Source organism: Delftia tsuruhatensis NBRC 16741 (genome assembly GCF_001571325.1).
GTDB classification, from domain to species: domain Bacteria; phylum Pseudomonadota; class Gammaproteobacteria; order Burkholderiales; family Burkholderiaceae_C; genus Comamonas; species Comamonas tsuruhatensis.
Window position 1 is genome coordinate 57,569 of the sequence record NZ_BCTO01000032.1, and the last position, 24,154, is coordinate 81,722.

Annotated in this window: 24 protein-coding genes; 17 read left to right on the top strand and 7 right to left on the bottom strand. The window is 66.4% G+C overall.

The window, feature by feature from the left end:
• Positions 1 to 130 precede the first annotated feature (130 nt).
• The 4 genes from DTS01S_RS16350 (at position 131) to DTS01S_RS16365 (ending at position 4,140) form a co-directional block, all read left to right on the top strand.
• Entirely contained in the window at positions 131 to 1,258 is a 1,128-nt protein-coding gene (locus DTS01S_RS16350; RefSeq protein WP_016447173.1) for an NAD(P)/FAD-dependent oxidoreductase, read from the top strand.
• Positions 1,259 to 1,324: 66 nt separating this feature from the next.
• Entirely contained in the window at positions 1,325 to 2,263 is a 939-nt protein-coding gene (gluQRS, locus tag DTS01S_RS16355; protein ID WP_017403902.1) for a tRNA glutamyl-Q(34) synthetase GluQRS, read from the top strand.
• A 64-nt stretch (positions 2,264 to 2,327) separates the two neighbouring features.
• Positions 2,328 to 3,083: a tRNA (guanosine(46)-N7)-methyltransferase TrmB gene (gene trmB / locus DTS01S_RS16360; protein WP_254787961.1), complete on the top strand. Its 756-nt coding sequence runs from the start codon at positions 2,328 to 2,330 to the stop codon at positions 3,081 to 3,083.
• A 34-nt stretch (positions 3,084 to 3,117) separates the two neighbouring features.
• Entirely contained in the window at positions 3,118 to 4,140 is a 1,023-nt protein-coding gene (locus DTS01S_RS16365; RefSeq protein WP_016447176.1) for a GGDEF domain-containing protein, read from the top strand.
• 22 nt (positions 4,141 to 4,162) lie between these two features.
• Here the strand turns inward: DTS01S_RS16365 and DTS01S_RS16370 are convergent, their stop codons facing one another.
• From DTS01S_RS16370 to alaS, 3 genes are all read right to left on the bottom strand, one after another.
• Positions 4,163 to 5,413, bottom strand: a complete 1,251-nt coding sequence (locus DTS01S_RS16370; RefSeq protein ID WP_017403899.1) for a GGDEF domain-containing protein — start codon at positions 5,411 to 5,413, stop codon at positions 4,163 to 4,165.
• Between the two features lie 9 nt (positions 5,414 to 5,422).
• Positions 5,423 to 6,514: an ABC transporter substrate-binding protein gene (locus DTS01S_RS16375; RefSeq protein WP_017403898.1), complete on the bottom strand. Its 1,092-nt coding sequence runs from the start codon at positions 6,512 to 6,514 to the stop codon at positions 5,423 to 5,425.
• Positions 6,515 to 6,605: 91 nt separating this feature from the next.
• Positions 6,606 to 9,230, bottom strand: a complete 2,625-nt coding sequence (gene alaS, locus DTS01S_RS16380; protein WP_017403897.1) for an alanine--tRNA ligase — start codon at positions 9,228 to 9,230, stop codon at positions 6,606 to 6,608.
• Between the two features lie 83 nt (positions 9,231 to 9,313).
• Between alaS and DTS01S_RS16385 the strand changes: the two genes are divergently transcribed.
• Positions 9,314 to 9,601, top strand: coding sequence for a hypothetical protein (locus DTS01S_RS16385; protein ID WP_017403896.1), 288 nt, complete (start codon positions 9,314 to 9,316; stop codon positions 9,599 to 9,601).
• 66 nt (positions 9,602 to 9,667) lie between these two features.
• The gene (locus DTS01S_RS16390; RefSeq protein ID WP_026062003.1) at positions 9,668 to 9,967 is read left to right on the top strand and encodes a hypothetical protein; all 300 of its coding nucleotides are present in this window, start codon (positions 9,668 to 9,670) and stop codon (positions 9,965 to 9,967) included.
• Positions 9,968 to 10,108: 141 nt separating this feature from the next.
• Here the strand turns inward: DTS01S_RS16390 and DTS01S_RS16395 are convergent, their stop codons facing one another.
• Positions 10,109 to 11,446 carry an MFS transporter gene (locus DTS01S_RS16395; RefSeq protein WP_017403894.1) on the bottom strand — a complete coding sequence of 446 codons (1,338 nt, stop codon included), beginning with the start codon at positions 11,444 to 11,446 and terminating at the stop codon, positions 10,109 to 10,111.
• Positions 11,447 to 11,744: 298 nt separating this feature from the next.
• On the opposite strand from DTS01S_RS16395, the gene cyoA reads away from it, so the two are divergent.
• The 7 genes from cyoA to DTS01S_RS16430 all read left to right on the top strand — a co-directional run bounded on the left by cyoA (position 11,745) and on the right by DTS01S_RS16430 (position 18,728).
• Positions 11,745 to 12,791 (top strand): ubiquinol oxidase subunit II, encoded by a 1,047-nt coding sequence (gene cyoA / locus DTS01S_RS16400; protein WP_061288122.1) that lies wholly within the window; start codon positions 11,745 to 11,747, stop codon positions 12,789 to 12,791.
• Positions 12,792 to 12,856: 65 nt separating this feature from the next.
• Positions 12,857 to 14,863, top strand: coding sequence for a cytochrome o ubiquinol oxidase subunit I (gene cyoB, locus DTS01S_RS16405; RefSeq protein WP_016447183.1), 2,007 nt, complete (start codon positions 12,857 to 12,859; stop codon positions 14,861 to 14,863).
• Entirely contained in the window at positions 14,856 to 15,488 is a 633-nt protein-coding gene (cyoC, locus tag DTS01S_RS16410; protein ID WP_016447184.1) for a cytochrome o ubiquinol oxidase subunit III, read from the top strand. Before cyoB ends, cyoC begins: the two co-directional genes overlap by 8 nt.
• Positions 15,489 to 15,923, top strand: coding sequence for a cytochrome o ubiquinol oxidase subunit IV (gene cyoD / locus DTS01S_RS16415; RefSeq protein ID WP_016447185.1), 435 nt, complete (start codon positions 15,489 to 15,491; stop codon positions 15,921 to 15,923). It abuts the gene before it with no gap.
• 71 nt (positions 15,924 to 15,994) lie between these two features.
• A complete protein-coding gene (locus DTS01S_RS16420; RefSeq protein ID WP_017403891.1) occupies positions 15,995 to 16,723 on the top strand; it encodes an SURF1 family protein in 729 nt (242 codons plus the stop codon).
• A 137-nt stretch (positions 16,724 to 16,860) separates the two neighbouring features.
• Positions 16,861 to 18,162: an ATP-binding protein gene (locus DTS01S_RS16425; protein WP_016447187.1), complete on the top strand. Its 1,302-nt coding sequence runs from the start codon at positions 16,861 to 16,863 to the stop codon at positions 18,160 to 18,162.
• A gap of 29 nt (positions 18,163 to 18,191) precedes the next feature.
• Positions 18,192 to 18,728 (top strand): response regulator transcription factor, encoded by a 537-nt coding sequence (locus tag DTS01S_RS16430; protein WP_012205888.1) that lies wholly within the window; start codon positions 18,192 to 18,194, stop codon positions 18,726 to 18,728.
• A gap of 72 nt (positions 18,729 to 18,800) precedes the next feature.
• On the opposite strand, the gene cyoE is transcribed toward DTS01S_RS16430, so the two are convergent.
• Both cyoE and DTS01S_RS16440 read right to left on the bottom strand, forming a co-directional pair.
• Positions 18,801 to 19,706, bottom strand: coding sequence for a heme o synthase (gene cyoE / locus DTS01S_RS16435; protein WP_016447188.1), 906 nt, complete (start codon positions 19,704 to 19,706; stop codon positions 18,801 to 18,803).
• Positions 19,703 to 20,890, bottom strand: coding sequence for a COX15/CtaA family protein (locus DTS01S_RS16440; protein WP_026062002.1), 1,188 nt, complete (start codon positions 20,888 to 20,890; stop codon positions 19,703 to 19,705). Before DTS01S_RS16440 ends, cyoE begins: the two co-directional genes overlap by 4 nt.
• 522 nt (positions 20,891 to 21,412) lie before the next feature.
• On the opposite strand from DTS01S_RS16440, the gene DTS01S_RS16445 reads away from it, so the two are divergent.
• The 4 genes from DTS01S_RS16445 (at position 21,413) to DTS01S_RS16460 (ending at position 22,642) form a co-directional block, all read left to right on the top strand.
• Positions 21,413 to 21,634 carry a hypothetical protein gene (locus tag DTS01S_RS16445; RefSeq protein ID WP_017403888.1) on the top strand — a complete coding sequence of 74 codons (222 nt, stop codon included), beginning with the start codon at positions 21,413 to 21,415 and terminating at the stop codon, positions 21,632 to 21,634.
• Between the two features lie 199 nt (positions 21,635 to 21,833).
• Positions 21,834 to 22,016 (top strand): hypothetical protein, encoded by a 183-nt coding sequence (locus tag DTS01S_RS16450; RefSeq protein ID WP_016447190.1) that lies wholly within the window; start codon positions 21,834 to 21,836, stop codon positions 22,014 to 22,016.
• Positions 22,013 to 22,261, top strand: coding sequence for a hypothetical protein (locus DTS01S_RS16455; protein WP_017403886.1), 249 nt, complete (start codon positions 22,013 to 22,015; stop codon positions 22,259 to 22,261). Before DTS01S_RS16450 ends, DTS01S_RS16455 begins: the two co-directional genes overlap by 4 nt.
• Before the next feature lie 99 nt (positions 22,262 to 22,360).
• On the top strand, positions 22,361 to 22,642 hold the full coding sequence (locus tag DTS01S_RS16460) for a hypothetical protein (protein ID WP_016447192.1): 282 nt from the start codon (positions 22,361 to 22,363) through the stop codon (positions 22,640 to 22,642).
• A 36-nt stretch (positions 22,643 to 22,678) separates the two neighbouring features.
• Here the strand turns inward: DTS01S_RS16460 and DTS01S_RS16465 are convergent, their stop codons facing one another.
• Entirely contained in the window at positions 22,679 to 23,467 is a 789-nt protein-coding gene (locus DTS01S_RS16465; RefSeq protein WP_017403885.1) for a class I SAM-dependent methyltransferase, read from the bottom strand.
• Positions 23,468 to 24,154: the final 687 nt, after the last annotated feature.

Genomic DNA, 24,154 nt, shown 5'->3' on the forward strand with positions numbered 1-24,154 from the left:
GCGCACGCCGCCGGGCGGTCTGTGCGGGTGTAGAGTGGTTACAGGTCCCGGCCTGCTCCGCCGCTGCGGCGAAGCAGGCCGGCAAGGACATGCTTCCCGGAATCTGCCACTGCCCGCAAAGGTCTGCTCCATGAACGCTTCCCGCGCCGCCTCCAAGTCCACGGTCAAGAAAAAGGCCACCAAGCCCCCCGAAGCCTCCAAGGCGCGCCCCAAGGCCGGCGCGCGCCGCATCGCCGTGATCGGTGCCGGCATGGCGGGCCTGGCCTGCGCCCGCACGCTGATGCAGGCCGGCCACGATGTCCATGTCTACGAACGGCTGCCCCAGGTGGGCGGGCGCATGCGCTCCGTCAACGCCGCGCATGGCGCCTTCGACATCGGCGCGCAGTATTTCACCGTGCGCGACAAGCGCTTCGAGCTGGCCCTGCAGACCGTGCCCGGCCTGTGCCGCCCCTGGAGCGTGAGCACGCTGCGCGTGCTGGATGCGCAGGGTCGCCAGTCCAGCGCCGCACCCGCACCCACCGAGGCCCATTGGGTGGCCACGCCCGACATGCAGGCCCTGCCCATGGCCTGGGCCGCGCCGCTGTGGGACGCCGACCGCCTGCATCTGGGCCAGCGCGTGACCAAGCTCGAACGCCAGCCCGGCTCGCGCGGCTGGAGCCTGCATGTGGAGACGACCGAGCCGACCACGCAGATCCGCACGGGATTCGATGAAGTGATACTCGCCCTGCCCGCGCCCCAGGCGCGCCAGCTGCTGCAGACCACGCCCCTGGCCCTGTCGCTGGTGCAGGGCATGGCGGCCGTGGAGATGGCACCCTGCTGGGCGCTGACGCTGTCCTATCCCATGGCCACCGAGGCCGGCCTGTCCACCCTGGGCCCACAGTGGAATGCAGCCCGTACCACCCATGAGCGCGCGGTCTGGGTGGCGCGCGAATCGTCCAAGCCGGGACGCTCCCAGAGCGAGCGATGGACCGTGCTGGCCAGCCCCCAATGGTCCCAGGAGCACCGCTCCGACGACGCGCCCCGCGTGCTGGCCAAGATGCAGAAGGCCTTTGGCGAGATCACGCGCATCCGCATCCCCCCCCGCCATGCCAGCGTCTATCTCTGGCCCCATGCCCAGACCCTGTCGCCGCTGGGCAGCAGCCATTTGCGCAACAAGGACGCCGGCCTGGGCCTGTGCGGCGACTGGTGCATTGGCCGCCGTGTCGAGGATGCCTTCGTCTCGGGGCTGGAGATGGCGCTGGCCATGGTTGCGGACTGAGCCGGGGCAGTGTCCGGCTCCCAGGTCATGGCAAGGGGCGGCGCGAGGCTTTAACATCCGGCCCCGATGATTTGCGCCGTCCCTCAGTCCCCCGATCCCGGCATTGCCACCGCGGCCTCCCCCTATGTGGGCCGCTTTGCGCCCTCGCCCACGGGCCTGCTGCACGCAGGCTCCCTGGTGGCAGCGCTGGCCAGCTGGCTGGATGCCCGGGCCCACGGCGGGCGCTGGCTGGTGCGCATCGAGGACATAGATCCCCCGCGCTGCCAGCCCGGTGCCGACATGGCCATCCTGGGCCAGCTCGCCGCCTGCGGCCTGCTGCCCGACGAGGAGCCGGTCTGGCAATCCCGCCGCGGCGCCCTCTACGAGGCCGCTGTGGAGCAGCTCAAGGCCAGCGGCCTGGCCTATCCCTGCGGCTGCACGCGCAAGGACATCGAGGCCGCCTGGGACCGCCTGGGCTGGATCCATGAACGCCATGTGGAGCGCCCCTACCCCGGCACCTGCCGCGGCGGCCTGCATGGCAAGAGCCCCCGCGCCTGGCGCTTTGCGCTGGACCACTTTGCCGGCCGCCACCCCGTGCTGCACTGGCAGGACCGCCGCATGGGCGCCCAGCAGCAGGATGTGATCCACGGCGTCGGCGACTTCGTGCTGCGCCGGGCCGATGGCCTGTGGGCCTATCAGCTGGCCGTGGTCGTCGATGACGGCCTGCAGGGCGTCACCCATGTGGTGCGCGGCGCCGACCTCGCCGACAATACGCCCCGCCAGATGCTGCTGCAGCGCGCCCTGGGCCTGCCCGCCCCGCAGTACCTGCATACGCCGCTGGTGCTCATGCCTGACGGCGAGAAACTTTCCAAGCAGCACGGCGCCCCCGCCCTGGACCTGAGCGTCCCCCTGGCCACGCTTCGCACCGCCGCCACCCACCTGGGCCTGCCCCAGCCTTCTCCACAGACCGCATTGGGCGAAGCGCTGCAGTTCTGGGTACGGAGCTGGCGCCATACATACAATTGAGCCCGTGAACCCAATTCCTTCCTCCCACGCCGAGCAGTCCATGGACGGCGACATCCCGAACACCATGCCCGCTGCCTCCGGCACGCCGCATGATTGCCCTTCACCCTCCACGCCTGCGGCCGCGCGTACCGGCCAGCCGCCCGAGGGCGTGGCCCATCCCAAGACCATCAAGAGCTATGTGCGCCGCGCCGGCCGCACCACGACCGGCCAGGCCAAGGCCTTCGAGGAACTGGGCCCGCGCTTCGTGCTCAACTACCAGGCCGCGCCGCTGGACGCCTCGGCCACCTATGGCCGCCAGGGCCGGCTGATCCTGGAGATCGGCTTCGGCATGGGCGAGGCCACGGCACACATTGCGCGCGTGCGCCCGGACGACAACTTCCTTTGCTGCGAGGTGCACGAGCCTGGCGTGGGCGCCCTGCTCAAGCGCATTGGCGAGCAGGACATCACCAACATCCGCATCCTGCAGCACGACGCCGTCGAAGTCATAGACAACATGCTGCCCGAGGCCAGCCTCGACGGCGTGCACATCTTCTTTCCCGATCCCTGGCACAAGAAGAAGCACAACAAGCGCCGCCTGATCCAGGAGCCGCTGGTGGCCAAGCTGGCGCGCCGGCTGCGCCCCGGTGGCTACATCCACTGCGCCACCGACTGGGAACCCTACGCAGTGCAGATGCTGGAAGTGCTGGGCGCCGAGCCACTGCTGGCCAACACGGCACAAGGCTATGCCGCCAAGCCCGACTACCGGCCGCTGACCAAGTTCGAGAACCGCGGCATCCGCCTGGGCCACGGCGTATGGGATCTGGTGTTTGAGCGCCGCTGAGCCGGTCGCGCCCTCCTCCAAGACAAGGCCTCGCATGCAGCCATTGCTACAGAATCTGGTCGAGATGACGGCCCACCGGGACCATCTGCGATTGGAAATCTCGGTGCTGTCCACCTTGTTCAAGCTCAACGGCGTGGTGCAGGTGCGGGCGCTGGAGCTGTTCGCCATGCCTGACGGCAGGCACTGCGTGCGTGCGCGCACCTGGAGCCAGGGCGATGAGGTCATGTCCACCGATGCCGAGGCCCTGTACGACCCGCAGAGCGTGGAGCTGTCCTCCATGCCCTCGCTGCAGCAGGCCCTGCAGCAGCGCGCCCTGGTCGCCTCGGCCGTGCAGCCCGATGGCCGCCATGTGCTGTGGCTGCCGCTGTGGCGCCAGGAGACGGCCTACCACTGCCTGGAGATTGCCCAGTCCACGGCCTTCTCGCCCAGCCGGCTGGATGTGATCCAGGGCATCTTCGGCGTCTATCACAACTACCAGAGCCTGCTGGACTACAGCGAGCGCGACGCGCTGACCGGCCTGCTAAACCGCAAGACCTTCGACGAGCAGTTCCTGCGCCTGTCTCTGCAGGAGCCGCCGGCAGCCATGCCTGGCGTGGCCACGCAAGATGTTCCGGGCCAGTGGCTGGCCGCCATCGACATCGACCATTTCAAGCGCATCAACGACCGCTTCGGCCATCTGTATGGCGACGAGGTGCTGATCCTGGTGGCCAACATCCTGCGCAGCTGCTTCGATGCCAAGGACCGCGTATTCCGCTTCGGCGGAGAGGAGTTCGTGGTGCTGCTGCGCTCGGTCAGCCTGGCCAATGCGCGCAAGGCGCTGGAGCGCCTGCGCCACGATGTGGAGAGCTACGAGTTTCCCCAGGTCGGCCGCATCACCGTGAGCGCGGGATTTGCCGCCATGGGCACCGGCGCGCCCGTGGAGGTTCTGGGGCATGCCGACCAGGCGCTCTACCACGCCAAGGAACATGGCCGCAACCAGACCTGGTACTACGGCGACCTGATCACCCAGGGATTGCTGGCACCCCAGGTGAACAGCAACGACATCGAACTGTTCTGAGCCCGACCTGAGGCCAGGCCGGTCAGGCCGTGTCGGCCACGCGCACGCAGTCGCGCCCGGCGTGCTTAGCCTCGTAGAGCATGGCATCGGCACGCTGCAGCAGTTGCTGCACGCCCTCGCCGCCACGCAATTGGGCCACGCCAAAGCTGGCCGTCAGCATCAGATCCAGCCCGTGGACATGCACGGGCGTGGTGCGCACGGTCTCGCGCAGTTGACCGGCCAGTGCCCCGGCCCGGGCCGCAGCGACACCAGGGATCACGATCAGGAACTCCTCCCCGCCGTAGCGCGCCATCCAGTGCGCCGACGAATCCAGCTCCAGCGCACGCTGGCAGCGCAGCGCCACCTCGCGCAGCGCGGCGTCGCCAGCGGCATGGCCGTGCCTGTCGTTCACCCGCTTGAAGTGGTCCACGTCCACGAACATCACGCTCAGGGCCGCACCCAGGCGCTGGCCCTGGGCGACCTCGGAGGCCAGGCGCTCGTCCATGGCGCGGCGGTTGAGGCATCCGGTCAGCGCATCGGTCAGCGACATGCGCTTGACCTCCTCCACCAGCTCCTCCAGCTGGGCCGTGCGCTGGGCCACCAGCAGGTCCAGATGCTCGATGTGGCCGCGCAGGTCATGCTGCAACTGGCCAAAGCCCTGCACCACCATGTCGATCTCGTCGCGCTGCCCGCGGCGCACCCGCTCCAGCACCAAGGGCCTCGACAACTCGTTGGGCTTGAGGCTGGCCGCAAAGCCCGCAATCTGCTGCAGCGGCTGGCGCAGCTCCCTGCGCATCACCCAGGCCACCATCAGGCAGACCAGGGCCGTGAACAGCGCATAGCCCAGCAGCACGCGCAGCGTGGAGTCGCGCAGCACCTCCAGGTAGTGGCCCCGGTTCTCCCAGACCTGCAGTTCACCCAGCGGCAGGCTGGACTGGCTGTGCCTGGGCGCCGCAATGGCCATGGACACGGCGGGAGCCTGGCCATCCCTGGGCTCGCCGGCCTCGTACATCTCGCCCGTGGAGGTGACGCGCAGCTGCACATGGCCGACCAGGGGCAGCCGGCCCAGCCACTGCACCTGCTCGTGCACCAGGGCAGGCTCTATATCCCACAGCGCGGCCGACAGCGAGATCATGCTGTTGGTCACCACCGTCTCCATGGAACGGCGAAACTCCTGCTGCCCCTTGCGGTACTCCCACCAGGCGTGGGCACCGCCGAACACCAGCATGCAGGCCACGGCCAGCAGCATGATGCGCACAATCAGCAAGGAGGCGATCGAACGGAAGCGGGGCATGGGAGGCGCTCAGCGCAGCAGGTGCTTCAACTCGAATCCGTAGCGCCGCAGCCGGGGATTGAGGTGCTTGCTGTAGCTGCGAAAGTCCAGCGGAGCCAGGGGCGCGCTGATCCTGTGCTCGTAGCGGTCGATCTGGGACTTGTCCAGCAAGGCGAACATGGGCCGCACCTGCTCCAGCCCTTCGGTGGCGAAATCGCTGCCGTGCGCATGGTCGTACAGCATGACCAGGGCCCAGGCGCCCGTGAGGAAATGGCCGCCCGCCAATGCGCTCAGCTCGCCCGTGCGCAGCGCCGTCATGGCGGCGGCCGATGAATTGATGGCACTGAAGAAGGCATCGTGCCCGGGCGCTCCCCCGCGCGCGCGCCAGGCCTGCATGGCGCCAAAGGCCATCTCGTCGTTGCCGGCCCATACCAGGCGCACTTCGGGATAGCGCTGGAACAGCACGGCCGCCTGCTGCTCGGCGCGTTCGCGGCGCCATTCGCCAAAGACTTCCTGCTGCAGCACCACGTCACCGGCCTCGGCCGCTGCGCGGCGCATGCCGGCATTGCGCTCCACCGACGAGGGCGTGGAGCGGTCGCCGGCAATGGCCACCATGTGCAGCCGGCCATCGGCCGCACGCGCGTGGCCCGACGCCCGCGCGGCGGCGAACAGGGCCTTGGCCGTGAGGTAGCCGGCCTCTTCGGCGCCCGGCTCCAGGCTGCCCAGCCAGTGGCGATAGCGCTCCCGCGCCACGCCGGTCTGGCCGCGCAATGTCTCGGGCACGCCACTGAAGGCCATGAAGCTGTCGATGCCTGCCGCCTCCAGCGTGCGCAGGATTTCGGGCGCCACGCTGTAGTCGTTGGTGAACATCACGTAGCGGGGCCGCTGCGCCTTGGGCAGGGCCGCGATCTGCCGCGCGATCTCGATGGGGCGCAGGTGGTCGCGCTGCGCATAGCGCACCTGCAGCTGCATGCCCAGGCTGCTGGCCGCGTCCTGCATGGCCTCGCTGACCGTGGTCCAGTAGCGCTCGTCGGATCGGCCGGGGTTGATGAAGACCACGCTTTGCGCGGCGGCAGCGGCCGACTGCGCCAGCACGCCCATCACCCAGGCCATGTAGGTCATACGCAGCGCCCACGGCAAGACGCCCCGGTGGAGGAATCCACCGGGGCGTCCCGAAGCGGGAGCAGCAGCAATCATCTGCCGCGCAGCTGGATCAGGCGCGCTCTGCCACCCAGGCCTGCACGGCGGCCAGCGCGGCCGGCAGGCCCGCTGCATCCGTGCCACCGGCCATGGCCATGTCGGGCTTGCCGCCGCCCTTGCCGCCGACCTGGCTGGCCACGAAGTTCACCAGCTCGCCAGCCTTGATGCGCGAGGTCTCGGCCTTGGTCACGCCTGCGGCCAGTTGCACCTTGTCGCCATCGACGGCGGCCAGCACGATGGCTGCGGCGCCCAGCTTGTCCTTGAGCTTGTCCATGGTGTCGCGCAGGGTCTTGGCGTCGGCGCCTTCCAGCCTGGCGGCCAGCACCTTGATGCCCTTGACGTCCACGGCCTGGCCGGCCAGTTCGTCGCCCTGGCTGGAAGCGAGCTTGCCCTTGAGCGCAGCCACTTCCTTCTCCAGCGCACGGATCTGCTCCAGCGCGCCGCCGATGCGGGTGTTCAGCTCGGCCGTCGGCGCCTTCAGCGCAGCGGCCGCCTGGTCCACCGTGGATTCCAGCGATTGCAGGTAGGCCAGCGCGTTCTCGCCGGTCACCGCCTCGATGCGGCGCACGCCAGCGGCCACGCCGCCTTCGCCCACCACCTTGAACAGGCCGATGTCGCCTGTGCGCTGCACGTGGGTGCCGCCGCACAGCTCGCGGCTGGTGCCGATGTCCAGCACGCGCACGGAGTCGCCGTACTTCTCGCCGAACAGCATCATGGCGCCCGTGGCCTTGGCCGATTCGATGTCCATCACCCGCGCGTCGGTGGGCGTGTTGGCCAGGATCTCGGCGTTCACGCGGCGCTCGATCTCGCGGATCTCGGCAGCGGTCACGGCCTGGTTGTGGGCAAAGTCGAAGCGCGTGCGCTCGGCGTTGACCAGCGAGCCCTTTTGCTGCACGTGGTCGCCCAGCACTTCGCGCAGGGCCTTGTGCATGATGTGCGTGACCGAGTGGTTGCGCATGGTGGCGGCACGCAGCTGCGTGTCCACCTCGGCCTGCACGGCATCGCCCACCTTCAGGCTGCCGGACTCCAGCACGCCATGGTGGCCGAACACATCGGCCTTGATCTTGAGCGTGTCCTCGACCGCGAAGCGCGCGCCTGCGGTGCTGATCACGCCCTGGTCGCCCACCTGGCCGCCGGACTCGGCGTAGAAGGGTGTGGTGTCGAGCACGACCACGCCGCTCTGGCCGGCCTTGAGTTCCTGCACGGCGCAGCCTTCGGCATACAGTGCCACCACCTTGGCGGCCTCGGCCAGCTTCTGGTAGCCGGTGAAGGCATTGGCCTGGCCCGTGTACTCGAGGGCGCGGTCCATCTTGAACTTGCCAGCCGCGCGGGCCTTGTTCTTCTGTTCTTCCATGGCGGCCTGAAAGCCTGCCTCGTCCACGCCCAGGCCACGCTCGCGGCAGACGTCGTTGGTCAGGTCCAGCGGGAAGCCATAGGTGTCGTGCAGCTTGAAGGCCACGTCGCCGGGCAGCACCTTGGCGCCACCGGCCAGCGCCGCATCCAGGATTTCCATGCCGTTGGCCAGGGTCTCGAAGAAGCGCTCTTCCTCGACCTTGAGCACTTCGGTGATGCGCGCTTCCTGCTCGCGGATCTTGGGATAGGCGTCGCCCATCACGGCCACGAGGTCCTTGACCAGCTTGTGGAAGAACGGAGTCTTCTGGCCCAGCTTGTAGCCGTGGCGGATGGCGCGGCGCACGATGCGGCGCTGCACGTAGCCGCGGCCTTCGTTGGACGGGATCACGCCGTCGGCCACCAGGAAGGAGGTGGCGCGGATGTGGTCGGCAATGACCTTGAGCGACGGGGTCTCGAGGTCGGCAATGTGCGTCTCGCGCGCAGCCGCCTTGATCAGTGCCTGGAACAGGTCGATCTCGTAGTTGCTGTGCACATGCTGCAGGATGGCGGCCAGGCGCTCCAGGCCCATGCCGGTATCCACGCAGGGGGCGGGCAGCGGCTTGACGTTGCCCTGTTCGTCCATGTCGAACTGCATGAACACGTTGTTCCAGATCTCGATGAAGCGGTCGCCGTCTTCGTCAGGGCTGCCCGGAGGGCCGCCGGCCACGTGCGCGCCGTGGTCGTAGAAGATTTCCGAGCAGGGGCCGCAGGGGCCGGTGTCGGCCATCATCCAGAAGTTGTCGCTCTTGTAGCGGCCGCCCTTGTTGTCGCCGATGCGGATCACGCGCTCGGGCGGCAGGCCGATTTCCTTGGTCCAGATGTCGTAGGCCTCGTCGTCCTCGGCGTAGACCGTGGCCAGCAGGCGCTCCTTGGGCAGCTTGTAGACCTCGGTCAGCAGTTCCCAGGCCCACTTGAGCGACTCGCGCTTGAAGTAGTCGCCAAAGGACCAGTTGCCCAGCATCTCGAAGAAGGTGTGGTGGCGGGCGGTGTAGCCCACGTTTTCCAGGTCGTTGTGCTTGCCGCCTGCGCGCAGGCAGGTCTGCACCGAGGTGGCACGCGTGTAGGGGCGCTTGTCGGTACCCAGGAACACGTCCTTGAACTGGACCATGCCCGAGTTGGTGAACATCAGCGTCGGGTCGTTGCCGGGCACCAGGGGGCTCGACTCCACGATGGTGTGGCCCTTGGATGCGAAAAAGTCCAGAAAGCTCTTGCGAATGTCGGCAACGGTGAAAGTGGGTGTGCTCATGGTGTCTAGGAGTTCGGAGCGCGCACGCGGGGCGCTGTCCCTGGCGGGAGGGTGTCCCGTCGGGACCAACGCGCATTATAGGTTTGCCCCATCGTCGCGGCAGCGAGCCCTGCCTGGCCTCCATCACGCACGTGGCCAAAGAAGGCCTCTCCTCCCATCTGCCCGCCCTTGAGCACGATCTCCAGCCCGCCGCGCTGGCCGGATCGCTGACATGCGCGCGCAACAGCGGCGCGCGACTGGCCGGTCCGCGGCGCCTGCAGCCGTGGGTGGCGCCCCATCCGGGCCGCAGGGCCGACATTCTTGCGCTGGAGAAATGGCTGATGCAGGAGATGGGGGAGATGGCTGGCACAGGCGATCTCGCCGTTCCCTGATCCCGCTCAGACTGCGCGCGATGGGCGCCCTGGATAATCGCCAGCCGGAACCACAGCAAGCACACCATGGCGCAACCACCGACACCCGAGCCTCATTCCGCCGAATCGGCCCAACCAGGCAAAAGCCGCATCGTGCCCTGGCTCATCGGCCTGCCCGTGGCTTTCTTCGCTGTGCTCATGCTGGCCGGGCAGCTGCTGTCCACGCCCGAAGGTGAGGCGCGCTGGGTGGAGCGCGAAACCATCAAGATCTGCCGCAAGGAAACCGCACGGCCAGAGGCCGAGCGCAAGACGCAGCAGTTTGAATCGGTGCAGGACTGCGACAGGCTCGAATTCGACTTCAAGCAGCGCTACGGTGAAAACCCCTGAGGCGGAGCCGCAACGGAAAATGCCCCCACGCTCCCCTGCTTCGCAAGGTCCGCTGCCCCCCAGGGGGCCAGCTTTTTGCCTTGGGGCGGCCCGGCGACAAAAAAGGCCGGCAGAGCCGGCCTTTGGCTTGCAAGGGCCCGTTCAGTCGCGCGTCTCGATGGCCCGGTTGATGCCCAGCGCCGCCAGCGTGCACAGCGCGCCCGACAGCAGATAGATGCCCAGCGCCACCAGGCCGAAGCGCGAGGACACGCCCAGCGCCACCAGCGGGGCAAAGGCCGCGCCGACCAGCCAGGCCATGTCCGAGGACAGGGCCGCGCCCGTATAGCGATAGCGCGAGGGGAAGTTGGCCGTCACCGTGCCTGCCGCCTGCCCGTAGGACAGGCCCAGCAGGATGAAGCCGACGATGATGAACACGTTGTTGCCCGTGGTGCCGCTGCCCAGCAGCCAGGGAGCCACAAAGCTGAAGATGCCGATCAGGCAGGCCATGGTGCCCAGCGTGTTGCGCCGCCCCACTCGGTCGGCCAGCCAGCCCGAAACCATGATGGCGCCGGCCGCACAGAAGGCGCCAACGATCTGCACGCCCAGCACATGGTTCACCGACTGGTCCGAATACAGCGAGATCCAGGACAGCGGGAAGATGGTCACCAGGTGGAAGAGCGCAAAGCTGGCAAGGGCTGCAAAGGCGCCGATGACCACGTTGCGGCCCTCGTCGCGCATCAGCGGCACCACGCCCATGGGCTCCAGCTCGCGCTGCGCCAGCAGCTCGGTGTAGGACTGGCCCACCACCAGGCGCAACCGGGCAAACAGTGCCACCACGTTGATGGCAAAGGCCACGCAGAAGGGATAGCGCCAGCCCCAGCTGAGGAACTCGTCGGCATCCACATGGGCATAGATGAAGGCAAACAGGCCTGCCGCCAGCACAAAGCCCAGCGGCGCACCCAGCTGCCCGATCATCGAATACCAGCCCCGCCGGTTCTGGGGGGCCGACATGGCCAGCAGCGACGGCAGGCCGTCCCAGGAGCCGCCCAGTGCAATGCCCTGGCCGATGCGCAGCAGCGCCAGCACGATGATGGCGTTCACGCCCGCCTGCTGGTAGCTGGGCAGGAAGGCCATGCCCACCGTACACACGCCCAGCAGGAAGAGCGCCAGCGTCAGCTTGGTCGCCCGGCCCCAGCGCCGCTGCACGGCCATGGACAGCGCCGTGCCCAACGGCCGCGCCACGAAGGCCAGCGCGAAGATGCCGAACGACATCAACGTGCCGTCAAGCTTGGAAAGATAGGGGAACAGCAGTGCCGGGAAGACCAGCACGCAGGCGATGCCGAACACGAAGAAGTCGAAGTACTCCGAGGATCGCCCCAGGATCACGCCGACGGCGATCTCGTTGGGCGTGACATCTTCGTGGGTGTCGGCGCGGGACAGAGATTCTTTGCTCTCATAGCTTCCGCCGGGGAAGCTTGCAGTTGTGTCGAGGCCGCTCATAGATGGATGCTCCTTGTCTCGTCTCACTGACAGCTCTGTTCTACGCCCTCGCTTGATCTGGCGCAAGGCGGTTTCCACCTCGACCGGCCTCGGTGTTTGTCCTGCTGCGCGCGACGCGAAAATGCGGCCTCCGGACCGCCAGGCACCTGCCGTGCACCCGCCCAGGTAGCAGAAAGTTCCCGGCTTCTCCTTGACGTTGGACAAAATGTCCAATGGACAAATTTATACTTCGTAATACATTTGCCCGGATCTTGTAATCCGCGTTTCTATGTAAACGCGCTCTTGTTGCGCCCCTAGCATGCTAAAAATCAAGGAACTCCGTGGGCCTGCGTGGCTCACCGCGGCCGCTTTGACAGCCAGTCTCACTGGCTGCAGCAAAGCCGTCGTGCTCAACCCGGCCGGCGATATCGCCGCGCAGCAAGGCGACCTGGTGGTCACGGCCACCTTGCTGATGCTGATCATCATCATCCCGGTGATCATCCTCACGCTGCTGTTCGCCTGGAAATACCGCCAGTCGAACACCGAGGCCCACTACGACCCCGAATGGCACCACTCCACCACGCTGGAGCTGGTGATCTGGTCCGTGCCGCTGATGATCATCATCGCGCTGGGCGCCATCACCTGGATCAGCACCCACAAGCTCGACCCCTACCGCCCGCTGGACCGCGTCTCGGCCTCCAAGCCCTTGAGCACCGATGTCAAGCCGCTGGAAGTGCAGGTCGTGGCCATGGACTGGAAGTGGCTGTTCTTCATCCCTGAAAAGGGCATCGCCACCGTCAACGAGCTGGCCGCTCCCGTGGATCGTCCCATCCACTTCAAGCTGACAGCCACCTCGACGATGAACGCCTTCTACGTGCCTGACCTGGCCGGCATGATCTATGCCATGCCCGGCATGCAGACCGAGCTGAACGCAGTGATCAACAAGACCGGTGTGTTCCACGGCCTGGCATCGCACTACAGCGGCGCCGGCTTCTCGGGCATGACGTTCAAGTTCCACGGCCTCAGCGACGAGGAATTCGAGCAGTGGGTTGCCAAGGCCAAGTCCGAAGGCAAGGCCCTGAACCGCGACACCTACCTGAATCTGGTCAAGCCCAGCGAGCGCAACCCGGTCGAGCGCTTCGCCACCGTGGACGAAGGCCTGTACGACAAGGTGCTCAACCGCTGCGTCGAGGAAGGCAAGATGTGCATGCACCACATGATGGCCATCGATGCCGCAGGCGGTGAAGCCTATCTCAAGGCCGTGGGCATGAACCTGCCCCAGGATGTGTGCACGGTGCAAAACGCCGACCGCGTCGTGGCCTTCCTGGACCAGCGCGACGGCTCGGCCGCCAGCGCACAGCAATAAGCAGATAGCGGAAGCGGACGACGGCCAGCCCGCCGCCCGTTCCAAAACGACCTAAGAGACTCGATATGTCTGAACATACCTCCCCGGCACAGGCCCACTGGCTGCTGGGACGCATCACCTGGGACTCCATCCCGATGGCGCATGAGCCCATCGTGCTGGTGACCTTCATCGCCGTGGTGCTCGGCGGCCTCGGCGTGCTGGGCCTTCTCACCAAGTTCCGCCTGTGGGGCCCGCTGTGGCGCGACTGGCTGTGCAGCATCGACCACAAGAAGATCGGCATCATGTACATGATCCTCGGTCTGGTCATGCTGCTGCGCGGCTTCGCAGATGCGCTGATGATGCGCCTGCAGCAGGCCATGGCCTTCGGCGACAACCTGGGCTACCTGCCTCCGCACCACTACGACCAGATCTTCACCGCCCACGGCGTGATCATGATCTTCTTCGTGGCCATGCCCTTCGTGACCGGCCTGATGAACTACCTGGTGCCGCTGCAGATCGGCGCCCGCGACGTGTCCTTCCCGTTCCTGAACAACTTCAGCTTCTGGATGACCACGGGCGGCGCCGTGCTGGTGATGATCTCGCTGTTCCTGGGCGAGTTCTCCACCTCCGGCTGGCTGGCCCTGTCCAACCTGGGGGCGCAGAACCCGGGGGTCGGGCTTGACTACTACATCTGGGGATTGCAGGTGGCCGGTGTCGGCACCACGCTGTCGGGCATCAACCTGATCGTGACCATCATCAAGATGCGCGCACCCGGCATGAACCTGATGAAGATGCCCGTCTTCACCTGGACTGCCCTGTGCACCAACGCGCTGATCGTGGCCTCGTTCCCCATCCTGACAGCAGCCCTGGTGCTGATGTCGCTGGACCGCTACGTCGGCACGAACTTCTTCACGAACGACCTGGGCGGCAACCCCATGCTGTACGTGAACCTGATCTGGATCTGGGGCCACCCCGAGGTCTACATCCTGATCCTGCCGTGCTTCGGCATCTTCTCCGAGATCGTCTCGACCTTCAGCCGCAAGCGCCTGTTCGGCTACACCTCCATGGTGTACGCGACGGTGTGTATCACCATCCTGTCCTACCTGGTGTGGCTGCACCACTTCTTCACCATGGGCTCGGGCGCCAGCGTGAACACGTTCTTCGGCATCACGACGATGATCATTTCGATCCCGACGGGCGCCAAGATCTTCAACTGGCTGTTCACCATGTACCGCGGCCGCATCCGCTTCACCGTGCCGATGCTGTGGACCGTGGGCTTCATGTGCACCTTCGCCATCGGCGGCATGACCGGCGTGCTGCTGGCCGTTCCCCCGGCCGACTTCGTGCTGCACAACAGCCTGTTCCTGATCGCCCACTTCCACAACGTGATCATCGGCGGCGTGGTGTTCGGCGTGTTCGCCGGCATCAACTTCTGGTTCCCCAAGGCCTTCGGCTACAAGCTCGATGAGTTCTGGGGCAAGTGCTCCTTCTGGTTCTGGCTGGTCGGCTTCTGGGTGGCCTTCACGCCGCTGTACGTGCTGGGCCTGATGGGTGTGACGCGCCGCGCCAACCACTTCGAGGACCCCTCGCTGCAGATCTGGTTCATCATCGCCGCCTGCGGCGCAGGCCTGGTGGCCCTGGGCATCGGCAGCTTCCTGATGCAGCTCGTGGTCAGCTACTTCAAGCGCGACCAGCTGCGTGACGAAACCGGCGATCCATGGGAAGGCCGCACGCTGGAGTGGGCCACATCCTCGCCCCCGCCCCAGTACAACTTCGCCTTCACGCCCGTGGTGCATGAGATCGATGCCTGGTGGGATATGAAGAAGCACGGCTACCAGCGTCCGCTGACCGGCTTCAAGCCCGTCCACATGCCCGCCAACACCGGCGCCGGTGTCGTGATCGCTGCGCTGTCCACGGTCTTCGGCTTCGCGATGATCTGGCACATGTGGCCCCTGGCCATCGTGTCCTTCGCCGCCACCGTGCTGGCGTCGATCATCCACACGTTCAACTACAAGCGCGACTACTACATCCCCGCCGCGGAAGTCGCGGCCACGGAAGAACTGCGCACACAACAGCTGGCACGTCATGTCTGATATCCGTTACACCGCAGGCGGCGCTGCCGCCCTGGCCCCGCGTGAGTACCACCTCGCCGAGGAGCCCCATCCCGAAAACGGCACCGCTCTGGGCTTCTGGCTCTACCTGATGAGCGACTGCCTGATCTTTGCAGCGCTGTTCGCCACCTATGGCGTGCTGGGCCGCAACTACGCTGCAGGCCCCACGGGCGCCCAACTGTTCGACCTGCCCCTGGTGGCGATGAACACGGCATTCCTGCTGCTGTCGTCCATCACCTTCGGCTTCGCCATGCTGCAAAAGCAGCAGGGCAAGCTGGGCGGCACGCAGATGTGGCTGGCCATCACCGGCCTGTTCGGCCTGTGCTTCCTGGGCCTGGAACTCTATGAGTTCTCCCACCTGCTGCACGAGGGCGCTGGCCCTCAGCGCAGCGCCTTCCTGTCCTCGTTCTTCACGCTGGTGGGCACCCACGGCCTGCACGTGACCTTCGGCCTGATCTGGCTGGTCACGCTGATGATCCAGATCAACAAGCACGGCCTGACGCACGAGAACAACCGCCGCCTGATGTGCCTGTCGATGTTCTGGCACTTCTTGGACGTGGTCTGGATCGGCGTCTTCACTTTTGTTTATCTGATGGGGGTGCTGTAAATGGCTGCACACGACATCCACGCCGGCCACGGTCACCACGACCATCACGGCCATGACGACCACCACCACGATGCCGGCCCGCACAGCACGTTCTCGGGCTACATGTGGGGCTTCGTGCTCTCGATCATCCTGACGGCCATCCCGTTCTGGCTGGTGATGGGCAACATCATCTCTGACCGCTCGACGGCCGTGATGGTGCTCGGCGGCTTCGCCGTGGTGCAGATCCTGGTCCACATGGTCTTCTTCCTGCACATGAACGGCAAGATCGAAGGCGGCTGGACCCTGCTGTCCACCATCTTCACCGTGGTCTTCGTGGCCATCGGCATTGCGGGCACCCTGTGGGTCATGTTCCACATGAACACCAACATGATGCCCCAGCACACCATGCCGGCCGACCCTGCCGCGCAGACGGCACCGGCCGTGGTCACGCCTTGACCGCATCCGGAAACTCCGGGCCCTCCAGCCGCGCAGGCGCATCGCGCCGGCGCGGCCCACTCGCTCAGGCGATGCTCATCTCGGTGGGTATCGCCTTGTTTTTGGGCTTCATCTTCCTGGGCAGCTGGCAGGTCCAGCGCCGTGCCTGGAAGCTGGACTTGATAGAGCGTGTGGACCAGCGCGTGCACGCCGCGCCCGCTGCCCTGCCCCCGCCCGCCGAATGGCCGCAGATCACGGCCGCCGACCACGAGTACCGCGCCGTGCAGGCCAGCGGCCACTGGCTGGCCGGCAAGACCGTGCTGACCCAGGCCGTGACCGAATTGGGTGCCGGCTTCTGGGTGCTGACGCCGCTGCAGATGGACGACGGCAACCAGGTGCTGGTGAACCGGGGCTTCATTCCCACAGCGCAGCGCGCGCGCTGGCAGGATCAGCCCGCACAGGCGCCCCAGGACCCGGTGACGGTGGCCGGCCTGCTGCGCATCAGCGAGCCGCGCGGCGGCTTCCTCCGCGAGAACGATCCCGCGCAGCAGCGCTGGTTCTCGCGCGATGTGGCGGCCATTGCACAGGCCCAGGGCCTGGACCATGCAGCTCCCTACTTCATCGACGCAGGCCTGCCGGGCCAGCCCGTGGCAGACGGCACCTGGCCGCGCCCGGGCATGACCGTGATCCGCTTCCCCAACAGCCACCTGGTCTATGCGCTGACCTGGTACGGGCTGGCGCTGATGGTGGTCGGCGCGGCCTGGCTGGTCAAGCGCAATGACCGGCAGGCAAGCAGCAAGCAGCAAGCCGTAAAGCCGTAGAGCCGTAGAGCCGTAGAGCCGCAAAGCCGTCGCTCCAGGCAACAGGGCCACCGATGACATCGGTGGCCTTTTTTACGCCAGTCCTCTACAAGACCCTGCCGCGCCACGGCTGCCTGCGGTAGCGCACAATCGCCCGCGTGAATTCGCCTTCAGAGTCCCTGTTCCGCGTCGAGCGCACCACCGAACGCCAGAACATGCAGCTGCTGATACAGCTGCGCTGGTTTGCCGTGGTCGGGCAGGTGATCACCATCTCCCTGGTGCACTATGGCTTCGGCATCAACCTGCCGCTGCCGGCCATGGCCCTGGTGCTGATGGCCAGCGTATTCACCAACCTCGGCTACATCTACTGGTACCGCAGCCACCGCCGCCAGATCTCGGCGCGCAACCTGTTCCTGGCCCTGCTGGCCGACGTGCTCGCCCTGGCCATACAGCTGTATCTGAGCGGCGGCGCCAGCAATCCCTTCATCTACCTGTTCCTGCTGCAGGGCATTCTGGGCGCCGTGCTGCTCAGGCCCGTGCACGCCTGGATCATCGTTGCCAGCACCTCGCTGTGCACCCTGGTGCTGGCCATCGTGCACTGGCCCCTGCCCATTGGCGCGGCGGGACCGGACGGGCTGCCCGGCCTGTACGTGAGCGGCATCCTGATCAGCTTCGGGCTGACCACAGTGCTGCTGGTGGTCTTCCTGCGCCGCATCGTCTCCAACCTGCGACGGCGCGACGCGCGGCTGGCCAACATGCGCCAGCGCGCCAGCGAGGAAGAGCACATCGTGCGCATGGGCCTGCTGGCCACGGGCGCGGCGCACGAGCTGGGCACGCCGCTGTCGACCATGTCCGTCATCCTGGGCGACTGGCAGCGCATGCCCGTCATCACGCAAGATCCCGATCTGCTCGCCGACCTGCAGGAGATGCAGCAGCAGCTGCTGCGCTGCAAGTCCATCGTCTCCAGCGTGCTCATGTCCGCCGGCGAAACCCGCGCCGACGCGCCCCAGGCCACGACCTTGCATGCCTTCATGGATGGAGTGGTCGCCCAATGGCAGTCACGCCATGCGGTGGAGCGTTTCGACTATGTCCAGGCCGAAGAGGACTTCCCCATTCTTTCGGATACCGCGTTGCAGCAAATGGTTTGCAATGTGCTCGACAATGCCGCCGAGGCATCTCCCGGCCATGTGGCGCTGCACCTGTCCGTGCGCACCGGCATGCTGTGCATCACCGTGCGCGACAAGGGTCCCGGCTTTGCACCTGCCGTGCTGGAGCAGCTGGGCCAGCGCCATATCTCCACCAAGACGGAGCGCCCGGGCCGCGGACTGGGCCTGTTCCTGGTGCTCAACGTGGCGCGCTCGCTGGGCGGACGCGTTCAGGTGAGGAACACCCCGCCCAGGGGCAGCGAGGTGGAGATCCGCCTGCCCCTGTCATCGATTGCCATTGAACCCGGCGCCTGAAGCGGCGCCCACAGGAACCCGAATCGCCCATGGACAGCTCCCGCCTCCTGCTGCTGGTTGAAGACGATGCAACGTTTGCACGCACGCTGACGCGATCGTTCGAGCGGCGCGGCTACCGCGTGCTGCAGGCCGCCAGCGCCGAGGAAGTGCGCGAGCTGCTGCAGACGCACTCGCCGCAATACGCCGTCATGGACCTCAAGCTGGCGGGTAACGCGTCGGGCCTGAGCTGCGTGCAGATGCTGCACCAGCACAACCCCGAGGCGCTGATCGTCGTGCTTACCGGCTATGCCAGCATTGCCACGGCCGTGGAGGCCGTCAAGCTCGGCGCCTGCCACTACCTGGCCAAGCCGTCCAACACCGACGACATCGAGGCCGCCTTCGGCCGCCTCGAAGGCCGCACCGACGTGGAGCTGTCGCGCAACCCCACTTCCATCAAGACACTGGAGTGGGAACACATCCACGAAACCCTGGCCGAGAGCGACTTCAACATCTCCGAGGCCGCACGCCGCCTGGGCATGCACCGGCGCACGCTGGCGCGCAAGCTGGAAAAGCGGCAGATCAAGTAAGACTGCAGGCACCAAGACAAACCGGGCCTCAAGGGCCCGGTTTGTCATTGCGCGGCCATGGCCCTCAGGCCATCAGCCCAGCCAGAGGTAGTGATCGATCAGCAGTGCCAGGAACAGCACGCTCAGATGCACCAGCGAGAAGCGGAAAGTCCTGCGCGACAGCTCGTCCGAGTAATTGCGCCACAGCGCGAAGGCATAGCCGCAAAAGCCCACGCTCAGCACCACGGCCACCACCAGGTACAGCCAGGAGCTCATGCCGTACATGAAGGGCAGCATGCAGGCTGCGAACAGGATCACCGTGTACAGCAGGATCTGCAGCCGCGTGTACTCGCTGCCATGCGTGACGGGCAGCATCGGCAGGCCCGACTGGCGGTAGTCCTCCACGCGGTACAGCGCCAGCGCCCAGAAATGCGGAGGCGTCCACAGGAAGATGATGAGAAACAGGATCAGCGCCTCGGGTCCGACCTGGCCCGTCATCGCGGCCCAGCCCAGCACGGGCGGCATGGCGCCGGAGGCGCCGCCGATCACGATGTTCTGCGGCGTGGCGGGCTTGAGGATCACCGTGTAGATCACGGCATAGCCCACGAAGGTGGCCAGCGTCAGCCACATGGTCAGCGGATTGGTGCACAGCAGCAGCACCAGCGCACCCAGCGTGCACAGGATGGCCGAGAAGGCCAGGGCCTGCTGGCTGGTCAGCTCCCCGCGCGCCGTGGGCCGCCAGGAGGTGCGCTTCATGCGCGCATCGATATGGCGCTCCACCAGGCAGTTGAAGGCCGCTGCGGCGCCCGCCACCAGCCAGATGCCCAGGCAGGCCAGCGCCATGTGCAGCCACTGGTCGGCGTTGGGCCAGCCCGGCACGGCCAGCACCATGCCGATCAGCGCGCAGAACACGATCAGCTGCACCACGCGCGGCTTGGTCAGGGCATAGAACTGCGTCCAGCGTGAGGACTCGACACTCAGGGAAGCTTGTTTACTCATGCAATCTCTCCACGGGCAACCGGTAACCCGGCCCGCAGCGTGCCCGGGCGACTGGCCGCCAGGCACCAAACAATCACGGTCACCAACGCGGCTGCGCCACCCGTATGCAGCACTGCAGCCACCAGCGGCCAGTCCAGCACCACGTTCGACAGGCCTGTCAGCACCTGCAACACCAAAAACGCAGCCAGCACGCGGCGCTGCGGCGCCAGGGCAGGCGCCTCGCCCAACCGCCACCACAGCCCGGCAAGCGCGGCCACTACCACATAGGCCGCCAGGCGGTGCAGATAGTGGATGGCCGTGAGGCCCGCAAGGCTGATGTTGCTGCCGTCCTGCAGCAGGCCCAGCGGACGCCAGATCTGCAGCGCCTGCGAAAAATCCATGGCCGGCCACCAACTGCCCTGGCAGGTCGGAAAACTGCTGCAGGCCAGCACCGCATAGTTGGTGCTGACCCAGCCACCCAGTGCCACCTGCAGCACCAGCAAGCCCAGGCCCAGCCACAGCAGAGCACGCAGGCCCGGGGAAATCACCGTTGCCTGCTGCTGGCGAGCCGCCCGGCTCAGCCCCACGGCGGGCACGCACAGCAAGGCCAGCAGGCCCGTGCCGCCCAGCAGGTGCAGGGTCACGATGGCCGGAAACAGCTTCATGGTCACGGTCCAGGCGCCAAAGGCACCCTGCAGGCAGACCCAGAACAGCGCCAGCGTGGGCCACCAGGGGCTCATGGCCCCCCGCCGTGCGCCTTCCACGCCTTGGGCGCCCGCCCTGCCCTGGCGGCGCGCACGCCGCCAGGCCATGATGGTCATGGCGATGATGAGCACGCCCACGGTGGTGGCCAGATAGCGGTGGACCATCTCTATCCATGCCTTGCCATGCGTCACCGGCCCGGTGGGCATGGCGGCCTGCGCCTCGGCAATCTGCGCGCGGGCGCCCATGGGGCTGGCGCTGCCATAGCAGCCCGGCCAGTCAGGGCAGCCCAGGCCGGAATCGGTCAAGCGCGTAAAGGCGCCGAACAGCACCAGGTCGAAAGTCAGGAACAGCGTCAGCACCGACAGTGCCTGCAGCCGCTTGAGCGAGCCACCGTTGCGGTTGCGCAGCCACACCCAGGCCAAGGGTCCCAGCGCCAGCAACAGGCCCAGCAGCATCAGCTCCAGAACGGGGGCCAGATCGTACAGCGCCTGCTCGTTCACCTCCGCCCTCCGCAGCGCAGCGTCCACCGGACGGAACTGACCCCAGGCAAGCCGCAAGGCAATGCCACAGGCGCATCCGGTTGGCGACAGCAGAACTTCATAAATGAGAGCAATTTGACGAGAAGGCTCAGCCCCATGCGCGAGATTGGATCGCAGGCCGGGCCCACAGAGAATCAGGACATGCACCCAGATACAGGCTGCGGGACGGCACCCCATGCACAAGGCCCGCCAAGCGGGCCCGGTCGCTGCAACTTTCAGAGCAGCATGTCTTTGATATGAAACAATTCTACTTGCCTGCGCACCACTCAAGCGCCCAAGCGCGCAGTGCCCCTAGACCGCAGCCAGCTTCTTTTGGCCGGCGTGATGCGGCTTGGGCCGGGCGCACACGAATTTGCGCAGGGTGCCACCCGAGGCATCGGTGGCCCGGCTTTGCACAACTGCTCAGATTCGCTCAGACTCAGACGCCCAGCGTTCCTTAGATTGACGCTTTTACTTGGGGACCGGCAACCGCCGGGTGAGGCCATGATTGCAGGACGCTCGTGGACTGTGCTTGATGGGCGCGGACACGAAATCGGGCGTGTCGAAGGCGATGAATTCGTCCGGTGCGGGACCAGGCTCATCTACCGCATCGATGGGCCGGCGCTGTACTCCATGGACGGCTCGGCCAGACTGATGGGCTTTATCGAAGGGACCGAGGTCAGAACGCGGCAGGGGCGGATCTTTCTCAAATTCCTCGCGCATTGAACTGCGCTGCTCTGATCTGCGCAGCACCGTGCGCGTGCAGCGGCAAGCTTTCGGCCCCCTTCTGCGCCAGCCGATGACAATCTATATCAATTCATTCATAGCCAGTCGCTAAGACGCACAGATAATTGCCGGCATCGTGTGAATTGTGAGAAGGGACCGGGCCACGTGCCACGCCCTTCGCATGCTGGAGGATTGGCAGATGAGCGCCCCGGAAATGGAGGCCATACAGGAGCGGCTGAAGAAGCTGCGGGCCGACGAGGCGCAGGTAGCCGAGCAGCTGGAACGGCTGCAGACCCAGAAGGCTGCGCTGGAGCACAGGCAGGCCATGATCCAGGGCGCCTTGGAGGTGCTGGAAGAGATGCGGCAGGAGCTGGAGCCATGAACCGCGGCAAGCCCGGTTCGTCCCCGTCCTCGTCACCGCCCGCCACTGCCCTGCCAACAACCCAGGACTGGCTGGAAAGAATTGCAGCCCTGGATGCCACGCAGCCGCCGCCTACCCCACCTCGTCCGCGCAACACCCGCAAAGCAGCGCGCCGCAAGGCGGTCACCATCGTGGCAAGGCTGGTGCTGCTGGTGCTGCTGGCCATCGCCCTGGCCGTGGCGGCGCAATTGATGTGGGTCAAGTAGCTGCCTGCGGTATACCCTCGCATCCTGGCGAAGTTCCCATATTGTTTGCATGCTCACTTGCGCCTAGCATGGAGGCACACTCAACGCAGTGGAGGTGTCATGGCCGATCCCGAAGAACCGCTGGAAATACGCTCAGAACGCTGGCAGTCGCTGAAGGGGCTGGACATCGCCTCCGTGGATCTGGGCCCCATCTGCGTGGTGCTCTTGCTGACGTTGATCTGCATGGCCGTGATGCTGCTGCTGGCCAAGTCCGGCGCCGAGCAGGTGCGGCAGGCCCAGCCATCGCCCCAGGCCAAAGGCCCTGCTCCCCGACCGCAACCGGCGCAGCCCGTGGCAGAACCCGCCCAGCAACAGACCTGGATACCGGCCTTGCGCACCTGAGCGCGGCAAGGCCGGTCCAGGCCGTAGGTAGCGCGTTCAGACCTTCATCGAACGTGTCGCAATGAAGGTCGGCACGAACTTCTCGATCACAAAACGGGCGTGGGGCTGCCAGTCCTCGTGGAAGCCCGTCAGCACAAGCCCCGCATCCAACTGCCCCCCGATCTGATCGGCCAGCGTATGGCCGAACACCAGGGCCTCGTTGCGCTCGCGCTTGGCCGCAATCGCCTCGGGCGGCAAATCCGCCACATCGGAATACGGCAGGCGCCAGGCGGGCCGCACGAGTCCTTGCTCGCGCAATGCAGGATCACGGTCCTCCACGAAGACCACCGGATTCCAGAAGCTGGACAGAAGACGCCCGCCCGTCGTCAGCACCCGCGCGCATTCACGCCACACGGGCCGCACATCGGGCACGTAGAGGTTGGAGATGGGGTGAAAGATCACATCAAAGCTGGCGTCTGCAAAGACCCCCAGATCGCGCATATCGCCCTGCACGCAGGTCAGCGCAAGGCCTTCGCGCTCGGCCACATGCCGGTCCTGCGCAAGCTGGCCGGCTGAGGCGTCGAAGACGGTGACCTGGGCGCCCGCTGCCGCAAGAATGGGCGCCTGCTGGCCGCCGCCGCTGGCAAGGCAGAGGATGCGCAGGCCGCGTACATCATCCAGCCAGCCGGCAGGCAAGGGGCCTGGCGTGAGCCGCGCCTGCCAGCTTCCGGCGCGGGCCCGTGCTATTTCGGCGCTGTCGACCGGGCGCGACCAGTCGCAGGACTTGGCAGCCTGCTGGTTCCAGGCGGCCGTGTTGTGGGCAAGGATATCGATGGATTCCGTCATGGGCACTCTTTCAAAAATTCCGAAAGGAGGCCGCACGGCGACGCCGGGTTGCGTTCAGGAAACGCAGAGCAATCAACGAACAGGCAGGAGGTGACGCAGGCGTCCGCCGTCGGCCGGCAAAGGGCTTCGGGGGATTGGTCGGACGAAGGTCCGAAGGCGTCACAGGTTCATGTCAGGCTCGCAATGGTCGCAGGAACGCAAGCAAAAATTCTAGGGCTGCCCGAAGCACGCTGTCAAACAGCTGCGGCGCCTTCCCCACACGGTCATGCAAAAGTCACAACCGTGAGACGGCCTGGCTGTAAGTTGAACACGCACCCTCGATGGCGCCGGCTTCTGCTGCGCCTTGGCGCGCCCGCTGACGACCGCCTTTTCCAACCCGGCGCCCAATGGATACCGAGGAGCAACACTTTGAAGGAGAGCTATGCGTAGTCCCAAGAAAGGCAGAGAGCCGATCCGGCTCCTGGACCTGGCCCCCGCCGTCTTCTGCATGCAGTGCGAACAGGAAAAGCCCGCCACAGGCGCCCGCCAATTCCATGCGTGGCACGTGTGCAGCGATTGCTCGCAGAAGCTGGCCCGACTCCCCACGGCGCAAGCACCCACGGCGCACCCTGCGCACTGAGGCAAGCGATTCCCCAAAACGACAGCCCGCCAAATGGCGGGCTTTCTCATGCCCTTTCGGGCATGGGC